The 12,795-nt window shown below is 63.9% G+C and carries 1 protein-coding gene (only partly in view); it reads right to left on the bottom strand.

What is annotated here, in order from left to right; translation table 11 throughout:
• Nucleotides 1-12,795: the beginning of a putative Ig domain-containing protein gene (locus AC3RLQ_RS02315; protein WP_493033980.1), read on the bottom strand. The gene continues 17,781 nt to the left of window position 1, outside the view; 12,795 of the gene's 30,576 nt are visible here — the first part of the coding sequence; it begins with the start codon at nucleotides 12,793-12,795; its stop codon lies off the left edge, out of view.

The raw sequence follows: 12,795 nt of genomic DNA, 5'->3' as shown, positions 1-12,795 counted from the left end.
GCCGTTGCTGTCATTGTCACGACCGTCATCCGAAGTGTCCACCACGCCTGAAGCCAGCGGATAAGCCGACGGCGGTGTCGGCACACGCACGCGGTAGTTCGCAGGCTGATACACCGTGAAGCCATACACGCCCGAGCTGTTCGTCGTCGTGCTGGCGATGACCGTGTTCACCGTGCCATCGAGCAGTTCCACCGTCACTCCAGCGCCCACACCGGCTTCTGTGCCGCTGCTGAAGACGCCGTCGTTGTTGGCGTCGATGAAGAGCTGGTTGCCAAGCTGGATGCCGGAGAACAATCCGAAGTCCACGCTGAGTTCCGTGTCAGGATTGGTGTCGCCATCGTTCGTTGGCTCCGTGCCGCTGGCCAGCGTGATGACCGGGCTGTAGATATACGTTCCCGGTCCGCCGGGCTGGCTGCCGTTGTTGTCATTGTTCACGCCGTTGTCCAGCGCCACAACACTGCCGCCGGTCGCGGGGATGTTCGCAGGCGGCGTCACACGCACCACGTATTTGCCGTCGGCCAGTCCGGTGAAGTTGTAGGCGCCCGCCGAGTTGGTCGTCGTGTTGGCGATCAGCAGGTCATCGGCATCTCCGGCGATGTCGTTCGTGCTGCGGAAGAGATCCACCACGACGCTGCTGATGCCGATCTCAGGATTCGAGCCCGTGTCGCGCACGCCGTTCTTGTTCGCGTCGTTCCACACCAGATTGCCGATCGTCAGCGTGGCGGTGGTGTTCACCTGGCAGAGGTACACAAGGTCAGCCGCCACCGCATTGGTGCTGCTGCCGCCGGAAAGCGCCAGCGTCGCGGTGTCGATCTGGGATTGCGTCGCGCCATTGGCCACGCGGAAGTGATAGGTGAACTGCCTCCACAGCGGCTGCGTGTTGTTTGCACCCGCTTCCGTCCAGTTGTTGTAATCCGATGCACCAAAGGCCGAATACGAGATCGTGCCGCCGCTGTATCCGCAGCACTGGCTCACGCCCGGAGCAGTCGCGCTCATTTCACCCTGCGGCACCGTGTAGTATTGATACAGGCCCGGCGTCGCTCCGGTGATGATTTGGAAAATCTGCGCATTCGCTCCGAGATTCCACAGGATCGAAGCCGCACCAGAGGAGGCGCTGGAGGCCCACACGCTCAGCTCATATTCTTTGCCCGGCTGCAGCACGCTGCTCCAGCTGCCACCGCCCGCAGGCATCAGATTCACAGCGGAGTTCGTGCCCTGCAGCAGCACCATGCGCTTGCCGTGCCGGCTCTTCACACTCTCCATCCAGGAAACCTTGGAGCCGCTGCTGCCCACCGCGATCTGCACGCGCTGCACGGGCTCGCCGATGCCGCTGGTCCCGTTCGTGCCGCCCAACCACTGGTAGGCATTGATGCCGGCGCCAAACGAGGTGCCCGTGCCATCATATCCCATCACGCTTGTGGCGGTGCCCGTCGCATTCGGCACTCCCAGCAGTTCAAAGCTTGGGTTGTCGATGAGATTGGTGATCTGACATGGGTTCGCATTGGCGAAGCCGATGTCGATGGTGCTGTCGAAATCCGTGTCGTCTCCATCCACGCCAGCGCCGGGCTCCGTGTTGGGATAAAGGGTGATCAGCGGTGTGACCACCGCGATACCGGACACCGCCTGGATGCCGTTGTTGTCATTGTTCACGCCGTTGTCCTGATTCACCTGGCTGGTGCTCACCTTCGGGTAGAAGGTCGGCGGTGTCGGGATGCGCACGTAATAGATTCCGGGAGCCAGTCCGCTGAAAAGATACTGACCATCCCAGTCGGTGGTCGTGGAGGCCACCAGCACGTCATCGCCGCTGCCGTTGTTCGCCACGCCATTGATGCCCGGGGCCCACAGTTGCACCGGCAGATTGGGCACGCCGCTTTCGGACGAGCCGCGCAGGCCGTCATCGTTCATGTCCACCCACACCTGATTGCCGATGCCCATGCCTTTGATGTTGAAGGTCACCGCAGTCGCGGTGCTCTGGCAGCTGTAGGCGTCTGTGGCGCGCACGGTGACGGTGTAGGTGCCCAGCGTCGTCGGCGTGCCGGTCACGTTGCCATTGCTGGCCAGGCTGAGTCCGGGTGGCATGCTGCCGCTCACCAGCACAAACGAATACGGCGCGGTGCCGCCGCTGCCGGTGATGCTCTGGCCATAGCTGGTGCTGAGGTAGCCGTTGGCAGGCGTGGTGCCTCCCACCGCGATCGCCGGGCAAACCGGCGTCAGCGTATAAGAACGTGAGCCTGTGCATCCGTTCGCATCCGTGGCAATGAGCGTGAAGGTGACCGGCGTGCTCTCCGTGGCCGTGCCGCTGAGCACCCCCGTGCTGCTGTTGATGCTCAGCCATGCGGGCAGACCCGTCGCACTCCAGGTCAGCGGCGTCGCGCTCGTGCCGCTGGTGGTGATCGTCTGCGAATAGCTGAGGCCAAGGTAAGGCACAGGCAGCGTGGTCGGGCTGAGGGTGATCGCAGGGCACACTTGCACCTGATAGGTGGCGCTGCCCAGACATCCCGTTGAATCCGTGATCGCCACCGTGATGCTGGAGCTGCTGCCGTCTCCTGTCGCGGCGGTCCCGCTGAGGACGCCGTCGCTGCTGAGCGTGATTCCGGCAGGAAGCGTACCGCTGCTCAACGTGTAGGTGTAGGGCCCGGTGCCGCCGCTGCTCGCCAGAGTCTGCGAATACGCGGTGCCCGCCGTGGCGCTCGGCAGTGTACCCGGCGTCACGGTGAAGATCGTGCAGCGTGGGTCCAGGGTGTAAATCTGCGTGGTCGCACAGCCGTTGGCATCCGTGGCCCGGATGGTGAAGTTGCCCGGGCTGTTGTCAGTCGGCGTGCCGGAGATCTTCCCGGTTGTAGCATTCAGCGTGCACCACGCTGGCAGGGCGCCGGCGACGACGCTGTATTGATAAGGTGCCACGCCGCCCGAGGCCGCCACCGTCTGCACATACTGCTGTCCCACCGTCGCCGGTGGCAGGGTCGCAGGCGACATGCTGATGGCAGGGCAGACTTGCAGCGCCGGCCACACCTGGCTGCCGACGCATCCGTTCGCATCGGTGGCGGTGATGGTGAGGCTGATCCCAAGTCCGTTCGCCGTGGTGGGTGTGCCGCTGATGACAGCCGTGGTCGGGTTCAGCGTCAGGCCCGCAGGCAGCACGCCGCCCGAGACTCCCCACACGTAATCCAGCCAGCCCGTCACCGGCTGCAGCGTCAGATTCGGGCCGGACCAGTACAGCTTCATCACCGCATTGCCGCCGGCTTCATAATATTCCACCCGGATGGGCACCACGACCCCTGCGGTCAGATTGACCGTGGCGGTGTAGCTGGTAGCGCCCTGATCCTGCCATTTGTCGATGACCAGCGTGTTGTTCACCCACACGCGCACACCGTCATCGCTCGTGCTCTGGAAGGTGTAGGTGCCGGTGGTCGCAGGGCGGATGAAGCCGCTCCAGCGCACCGAGAACTGATCCACTGGAACCACAGGGTCCGGCGAGCCCGCGCCCCAGTCATTGTTGATGGACGCTTCCTGCCGTGTCAGCAGCAGTGTTTTGAAGGTCGTCGTCGAGTAATACTGCGCCGTCAGGCCGGAGGTCGGAGTGGCACTGAATGACTGGCTGTAGGGCACTCCCACCGTGCCCACGGCTGGAGTTGCCGGAGTGATGGTGACGGCAGGGCACACGGGTGGCAGCGTGTAAGTCCGGGAGGCGGAGCAAAGATTCGCGTCCGTCGCGGTCACCGTGAAGGTGACGGAGGTGGAGTTCGTCGGCGTGCCAGACAGCATTCCGGTGCTCGCATTCAGATACAGCCAGGATGGCAGACCCGTGGCGCTGAACGTCACCGGCGTGGCGGTCGTGCCGGACGCCGTGATCGTCTGCGCGTAAGGTGAACCGATCACCGGAGATGGCAGCGTGGTGGGGTTCACCGTGATCACCGGGCAGATCTTGATCTGCAGCGCCTGGTCTCTGAAGCAGGTGGTCGCATCCATGGCACGCACGGTGACGGTCGTGCCGTTCACCCCGCTCGTCGGCACCGTCGGCGTACCGCTGATGCTGCCCGTGCTGCTGATGCTCAGGCCTTCCGGCCATGTGCCTGAAGACTTGCTCCAGGTGTAAGGGGTCGCACTGCTGCCAGTGGCGCTCATCGCCTGCGTATAAGCGCTGCCCACCAGACCGCTCGTCAGCGTCGTGGGTGTCATCACAATCACCGGGCAGGAGCGGAAACCAAAGTCGATCGTGTTTTCAAAGCTCGTGCTTCCCGAGGACCCCGGCTCCGTTCCCGTGGCCAGTGTGATCACCGGGCTGATCGTTGCAGTGCCAGCACCGCCGTTTTGCGAACCGTTGCTGTCATTGTCCACGCCATTGTCGGCATACACCGTGAGCGTGGCGGACGTGTAGAGCGCAGGCGGAGTGGGAATGTTGACGCGATAGGTTCCCGGTGCCTGGCCGCCAAAGAAGTACTTGCCGCTGGCGTCGGTCGTCGTGGTCAGCAGCACGTTGCTCGTGGTGGCGTCCAGCAGTTGCACCGTGATGTTCGCCTGGCCGGATTCAGTATTGGACTGATAGAGGCCGTCGCCGTTGAGATCGGCAAACACGAGATCGCCCAGGCTCACGCCATCGCTCAGCGCAAAGTCCACGGTGAATTCCGTGTTGGTGTTGGAGTCGCCATCGTTCACCGATTCCGTGCCGGGGATCAGTGTGATCATGGGGCTGTAGATCGGCGTGCCGGGACCGCCGGGCTGCATGCCGTTGTTGTCATTGTCCACGCCGTTGTCCAGCGCCACCACCACACCGGAGGTCACAGGCAGTGATGCCGGTGGGGTGACCTGCACATAGTAGCTGCCCGAAGGGATGTCGCTGAAGACATAGACACCGCTGCTGGAGATGGTGACCGGAGTCGAAACTTCGTAGTCCGCATTCACGCCTGTACCGCCGCGCACGCCATCCGCGCCGGGATGGAAGAGACGCACCACCGCGCCCACCGCACCCGTTTCGCCGTAGTCTTTGATCCCGTTGCGGTTCGTGTCCTGCCACACCGCATTGCCCAGGCACAGCCGCGTGTCAGCCACATCCACCTTTTGGAACACCATCGAGTCTTCCTGACCGAAAGGATTGTCGCCAAAGACGCCCATCGTCTTGCCGTCGGCGGAGATGCCGTCACCACCGTTGTAGAGGTTCCAGAAGGAGTAGGTGCTGTCCTGCGCCACGTGGCCGTCAGAGACGAGCAGGTCGGAGATGCGCGTGTACAAATCCTGCGGCGTGTCCCACATCACCGCAAAGCTTCCCGTCGATCCGCTGCTGTAGATCGTGCCGAGCACACGACCCGTGTCACTCACCGCACCGACGATGCCGCCCAGACTGTCCTGTGGCAGGATGCGTGGCAGGTTGGTCCGCGTGCTGGTCTGCGTGTCATACACAAACGGTGTCGGCACGCCGGAAAGACGCTGGCTGCTGCCGATGTAGCGTCCGTTCGGGCTGATGCGGCCCGCGTTCAGCGAACCTCCGGTGAAAGTGACCACCACCGTGCTGTAGCCTGCTGCGGGGCTGCCACTGAGCACCTTGCTCACGCCACTGCTGTCCGTGACCAGCAGCTTGGTGCCATCGGCGGAAGCATCGACGACATCACGCACGCCGGAGATCGCTGTCCAGGCACGAGTATTGAGATTCCAGTAGCCGCCCTGCGCCAGCACCGGGCCGCCGGGGCCGTCAGGATCCACCGTGCCAAAAGCATACGCGCTGTCGCTCGTCAGCGCAGAGGGGATGGCGCTCATGCTGGCGTTCGAATCATACGGAGTCAGCAGCCGCACCGTCGTTCCGCTCGTCTGGCTGTAAAACCATGGGACGATGCTCAGCTTGTTGCCCACCGTCCATTTTTCATAGCCGACCGCATCACCGCTGTCATTCACGTCACGACCCATGGCATACGGATGTGTCGAATCCAGCAACGGCACGTTCACAGCCACGTTCGTGAGCATGTTCATGGTGAAACCGTAGGACTTGGTGGCCACGCGGATGCCGGTGATCCATCGGCCGTTTGGCGACATGTTGTAAAGGCAGGTTCCAACTCCGTTGTTTTCACCGCCGAGCACGTCGCGACCGAGGCGCGTCACCAAGTAGGCGCCGCCGACGCTTTGATTGAGAGGCGTCGGGCAGTTCGAAGTCACGGTGGCGGAGATGATGATGCTGCGCGTGATCGTCGCCTGGCAGTTGTTGGCATCGGTGACTTTTACCGTGAGCGTGGTAGTGCCCGAGATTGTCGGCGTGCCGCTGATCGCGCCGGTGGAGGTGTTGAAGCCCAGGCCTGCAGGCATCGAACCACCCGTGATCGCATACGTGTAGGGTGCGGTGCCGCCTGCGGTGATGAAAGTCTGCGAGTAGCTGGAACCCACCATGCCCACGGCCAGCGTGCCGGGGCTGACGCTGATGACAGGGCACTGCGGTGTGATGGTGTAGCTCTGCGTACCCACGCAGCTGTTCGCATCCGTGGCGCTGATGACAAAGGTGCGTGAAGTCGAGCTCGTGGGCGTGCCGCTCAGCACACCGGTGCTTGCGTTGAAGGTCACTCCCGCTGGCAGCGTACCACTGGCGAGGGCCAGGACATACGGAGAGGTGCCGCCGCTCGCGCTCAGCGTCTGAGAAGAGCTCGTTCCCACCATCCATGAGGTGGTGAGCGGAGACAGGGAGATGACCGGGCAGATTTTGAGGCTGATGATCTGGTCCTTAAAGCAGCCGTTGGCATCCATGCTGCGCACCGTGAAGCTGCTGCCAAGTCCGTTGGCAGTCGTGGGCGTGCCGCTGATGACACCACTGCTGCTGATCAGCAGACCTGCTGGCAGCGTGCCATTGCTGATGGAATACGTGTAGGGCGAAGTGCCGCCGCTGGAGGCGAGGGCCTGGCTGTAAAACGTGCCGACCGTGGCCGCCGTTGCCGTCGTGGGAGTGATGCTGATGGCCGGGCAGACCTGCAGGGTCAAAGTCTTGGAAGCCTGGCAGCCATTGGCGTCCGTGGCGCGCAGGGTGAGGCTGGTGCCCGTCGCATTCACCACGCTGGGTGTGCCGGAGATCACGCCGGTGCTGGCATTGAGCGTGAGCCCCGTTGGCAGCGTGCCGCTGGTCAGCGCCCAGGTGTAAGCGGCGCTGCCACCGCTGGCCGTCAGCGTCTGCGAGTAGGCGGTGCCGGACACGGCCTGCGCCAGCGCTGCGGGCAGGATGCTGATCGTGGGGCAGACCGGTGCCAGAGTGCAGGCCTGCGTTTTGGCGCAGCCATTGGCATCCGTGGCACGCACGGTGAAAGCTGCAGTCGTCGTGCTGGTCGGCGTGCCAGTGATCACACCTGCGGAACTCATCGTGGCCCAGGCTGGCAGGGAGCCACTGGCCAGTGTGAAGGTGTAGGGCGAAGCACCACCGCTGGCGGAAATGGTCTGGGAATAAGCCGCCCCCACCGTTGGCGTGGTCAGTGTCGCAGGCGCGAGCGAGACCACCGGGCAGACTTGCAGTGAAAGCGTCTGCGATCCCTGGCAGCCATTGGCATCATTCACCCGAACGATGATGGAGCTGGCCGGACTGGCCGCTGCCGTCGGTGTGCCGCTGATGACTCCGGTGCTGGAATTCAGCGTGAGGCCTGTGGGCAGCGTGCCGCTGATGAGTGTCCATGAGCTGTAAGGCGCCGTGCCACCGCTGGCGGCCAGTGTCTGCGAGTAGGCCGTGCCCACGGTGCCTTGCGTGAGGGTGGTGGGGCTGATGGCGATGGTGGCGCAGCCCGGCGTGACGGTGTAGGCGCGCGTGCCGGTGCAACCGTTCGCATCCGTGGCGCGCACCGTGAAGGTGGCCGCCGTGGTGGTGGTGGGCGTACCGCTCAGCACCCCTGCACTGCTCAGCGTGGCCCAGGTGGGCAGCGTGCCGCTGGCCAGCGTGTAGGTGTAGGAAGCCGCACCACCGGAAGCGGTGATGGTCTGCGAATACGCCGTGCCCACCGTCGGTGCGGTCAGCGTGGCAGGTGAAAGCGTGACGACGGGGCACACCTGCAGCGTGTAGGTCTTCGTGCCGGCGCAGGCGTTGACGCTGTCCGTGGCGGCGATGGTCACACTGACTCCTGCTGCATTGCCCGTGGTCGGCGTGCCGCTGAGGACGCCACCGCTGCTCAGTGTCAGCCCTGCTGGCAGCGTGCCGCTGGTGACTGACCAGGTGTAATTTCCTGAACCGCCGGTGGCCGCGAGCGTCTGCGAATACGCGCTGCCGACGGTGCCCAGCGGCAGCGTGGCTGTGGAAATGGTGATGGCCGGGCAGCCCATGGCAAAGGTCATCGCCTGCGTGCCCTGGCAGCCGTTCGCATCCGTGGCGCGGATGGTCACGTTGCCGCTGGTCTGTGAAGAAGGCGTACCACTCACCACCCCCGTGCTGGCATTGAGTGAGAGACCCGCTGGCAGCGTGCCGCTGACGACCGCATAGGTGTAGGCGGAAGAACCACCTGAAGCGGTGATCGTCTGCGAGTAAGAAACACCCACGGTGCCCGTGGCCGGAGTGGTGGGAGAGAGCGAAATGACCGGGCAGATTTGCAACGTCACGGCCTGCGTTCCCTGGCAGCCATTGGCATCATTCACGCGGAAGGTGATCGTGGTCGCCGGACTGGCGGATGCCGTCGGCGTACCGCTGATGACGCCCGTGCTGGCATTGAGCGTCAAGCCCGCTGGCAGCGCACCACCCGTGACCGTCCACGTGCTGTAGGGCGCGATGCCACCGCTCGCGGCGAGCGTCTGCGAGTAGGCCGTGCCCACCGTGCCTGCGGGCAGTGTCGTGGGCGTGATGGAGATCGTCGGGCACACTGGCGTGAGCGTGTAAGCCAGCGTGGAGGTGCAAGCATTGGCATCCGTGACACGCAGCGTGAAAATGGCCGTGGTGGTGGAATTCGGCGTGCCGCTGAGCACACCGGCGGAAGTCAGCGAAGCCCAGGTGGGCAGCGTGCCGCTGGCGAGGGTGAAGGTGTATGGGCCGGTGCCGCCGCTGGCCGTGATCGTTTGAGAATAAGACGTGCCCACCGTCGCCGTGGCCAGCGTGGTGGGCGAGAACGTGACGACCGGGCAGATTTGGAACGTGATCGCGCGTGATCCCTGGCAGCCATTGGCATCATTCACCCGCACCGTGACGGAGGTCGAAGGACTGGCGGAAGCCGTTGGCGTGCCGCTGATGACACCCGTGCTGGCATTGAGCGTGAGTCCCGCCGGCAGCGTGCCTGCGGTGACGGTCCATGAGCTGTAAGGCGCCACGCCGCCAGTGGCGGAAAGCGTCTGCGAGTAAGCGCTGCCCACCGTGCCCTGCGCGAGTGATGCCGGCGTGATGGTCACCGTCGGACACATCGGCGTGATGGTGAAAGAGAGCGTCGTGGAGCAGCCATTGGCATCCGTGGCTCGCACGGTGAAAGTGGCTGCCGCTGTGCTGTTGGGCGTGCCACTAAGCACGCCTGAGGAACTCAGCGTCGCCCAGGTGGGAAGTGCACCGCTGGCCAGCGTGAAGGTGTAGGATGCGGCGCCACCAGAAGCAGTGAGTGTCTGCGAGTAGGCCGTGCCCACAGTGGGAGTTGGCAGGATCGAGGGTGAGATCGAAATGATCGGACAGATTTGCAGCGTCACCACCTGCGTGCCCTGGCAGCCGTAGGCGTCATTCACGCGCACGGTCACGGAGGTCGAGGGACTGGCGGAAGCCGTCGGCGTGCCGCTGATGACGCCGGTGCTGGAATTGAGTGTCAAACCCGCAGGCAGCGTGCCGCTCGTCACGGTCCAGGTGTTGTAGGCTGCGGTGCCGCCGCTCGCGCTCAGGGTCTGCGAGTAGGCGGTGCCCACCGTGCCTGCCGCCAGCGTGCTCGGCGAGATGCTGATCGTCGGGCAGGCAGGTGCGACGGTGTAAGCCTGAGTGTCAAGACAGCCAGCAGCATCCGTGGCACGCACCGTGAAACTCGTCGAGGCGGAGCTCGTGGGGAGACCGCTGATCGTCCCGTTGCTCGTGCTCAGAGACAGCCCCGAAGGCAGCGTGCCGCTGGTGAGCGCCCAGGTATAAGGCGAGATGCCGCCCGTGGCGCTGAGGGTTTGTGTGAAGCTGGTGCCCACCGTCGGTGTGTTGAGCGTGGGCGGAGTGACCGTCACCGCCGGGCAGGTAGGCGTGATGCTGCTGGTCAGCGTGCCGGTGCAGCCCTTCGCATCCGTGGCACGCAGCGTGAAGCTGGTTGCGCTGGAGCTGGTGACAGTGCCCGAGATGACGCCCGTGCTGGAATTCAACGTAAGGCCGGCGGGCAGCGCCCCGGTGGCCACCGCGTAGGTGTAGGGGCCGTTGCCGCCGCTGGCAGTCACCGTCTGCGAATACGCGGTGCCCACCGTGGGAGTGGGCAGCGTGCCCGGAGTCAGCGTGATGGTGCTGCAGGTCACATTGAACAGATAGTCTTCCACTTCACCCGGACCGCTGGCACCCGTGGGGCCGGGATTGGTCACGGCAGTAAGACGGAAACGTGCGCCGAGAGCACCCACCGCAGCAGTGGCAGGCACATTGAAGGTGTAGCTCTGGCTCACATTGTTCGTGCCAGAGGGGATCACGACGTTGTTGATGATCTGGTCGCCGCTGTCCGTCAGCGATCCATTGTTGCCAAAGTCCACCCAGCCGTTCAGGAAAGCCGGCGCGCCGGAAGTGTTCGTCACCTTCACCGTCACACTCACGCCCGTGGCTCCCTGCACCGCGCTGGCTGGCAGCGTCACGCCGTCTTCGTCATCCGTCCATGACTGGTCGTCCGCATTCGCCGCCGTATTGAAGGCCGCCGGAATGTCGTAATCAATCAGCGAGCCCATCAGCAGCGAGCTGAACACGGTGTCGCGTGCCACCGGGAATAAGGAATAGTCGCCGAAGTCGTCCAGCACCTGCGTGAACTCATAGCGCATGGCGCCACCGGAGATGGCGCTTGCCGCGATGCTGGAGTTCACGGTGGTGGCCACGCCGGTTGTTTTGTCCAGCGTGTACAGCGCCTTGCCCGCCTGCGCATACAGCGTGCCGTAGCCATCCGTGGAAAGACCGAACACATCGGCAATGGCCGCGCCCCCCGTGGTTTTGATCTGCCCCACAAGCTGTGTGGCGGTGCCGCCTTCAGGCACTTTATAGAGGTAGAAGGAGGTGAATCCGCTGCCGGCCACGGTATAATACAGTTCATTGCCGATCCAGGCGAGGTCACCGGCGCTGGCGAGCGCCTCGCCATTCGGAACGGTGGCTGGCGAGCTGTAGGCACGGGTCAGCGCCGTCGTGGAGCTGGTGCTCAGCGAGGACAGATTGAAGGTGTAGATGTCGCCGTCGTTGACGCTGCTGATGTAGGGCTTCCCGGCCGAGTCAAACACCAGGCCGTTGAGGCTGTTGCCAAAACTTCCCAGCCGCGTGACGGCTCCGGTCGTCGGGTTGATCTGGTAGATGTTGTTGAAGTCAATGCCGTAGAGAATTCCCGAAGGTGACCACGCCAGGTCCGTCAGGTAGTGGGCGCTCGAATCCTTCGTCTGACCGACGAGCACCTTGGCCCCCGTGGAAACATCGTACGTCTCCAGATAACCGGTGCTGCCAGTGCCGGAGCTGACGTAGAGCAAGCTGGAGTAGCTGGTGCCGGATGCCACCGTCATGAAATAAGACTGCGAGGCGGTGCACCCGTAGGAGTCGCTGACCTGGACCGTGAAACTGCTGGTGCCCTTCGCCGTGGTGGTGCCGCTCAGCACGCCCGCGCTGCTCAGGGAAAGGCCCGCAGGCAGCGTGCCCGACGCCAGCGACCAGGTGAGCGGTGTGTTCACAGAGCCCGAAGTCGCCGTGGCCACCATTGTCACATTGACCGCCGTGGACAAATCCCACGACCCCATGGCAAACGGTGAGATCACATAGCTCGTGCATGCCGGCGTAAATGTGTAGCTGCGGGTGCCGACACAGCCGCTTTGATCCACGGCTTTCACCGTGAAGGTCTGGGTGTCACCGGAGGTGGGAGTGCCGGTCAGTGCGCCGCCCGAGCTCAGGGTCAGCCCGTCTGGCAGCGTGCCGCTGCTCACACTGAAACTGTAGGGTGACGTGCCGCCGCTGGCGCTGATCGTCTGCGAGTAGGCGGTGCCCACCGTCGCAGTGCCCAGAGTGGTCGGGCCCACCGTGATGGCCGGACAAATCTGCACCAGATAATCTTCCACTTCACCATTGCCGCTCAGGCCCGTGGTACCTGGAGAACTCGTGGAGGTCAGGCGCACGCGCACGCCCACATTGCCAAGGGTGGCGCCGGCCGGCACGGTGAAGTTGATGGTACGGTTGGAATTCGAGCTGCCCGTGGCGATCGTCGTGTTCGAGGCAATCTGTTCGCCAGAGTCCGTGAGCGAGCCGTTCTTGTTGTAATCGATCCACGCATTGAGGAAGACGGTGGCACCACTGGTGTTCGTGACGTTCACAATGATGCTTCCTGTCGTACCTGCGACCAGACTGCTCGGCAGGGTCACGCCGTCTTCATCATCCGTGCCCGTGTTGTCATCTCCCATGGCGAGGGAACTGGCCGTGATGCTCGTTTCACTGTCGGTGGTGGCACCTATCCTGATGGTGCTCACCGTCGTGCTGCTGGCACCGCCGAAGCCGCTGTAATCACTATAATCCGTCGCGGCAAGAGCCCCCACCGCTGAAACCACAAAGAACGTGATCCCCGCCGTCAGTGAGCGCTGGCCTCGGGCGCAACGCCTCCTAAGCCACGCGGCAGCGCGGAGAATCGAGGCAGTCGACTCGCCTGTTTCTTTAGAAACATTCGAGGAACTGCTGTATTCCAGAGGAAGACCCAT

It is taken from the genome of Prosthecobacter sp. GW821-HT29F12, from assembly GCF_058803405.1.
This window is presented reverse-complemented; position numbering and strand designations above follow the sequence as displayed.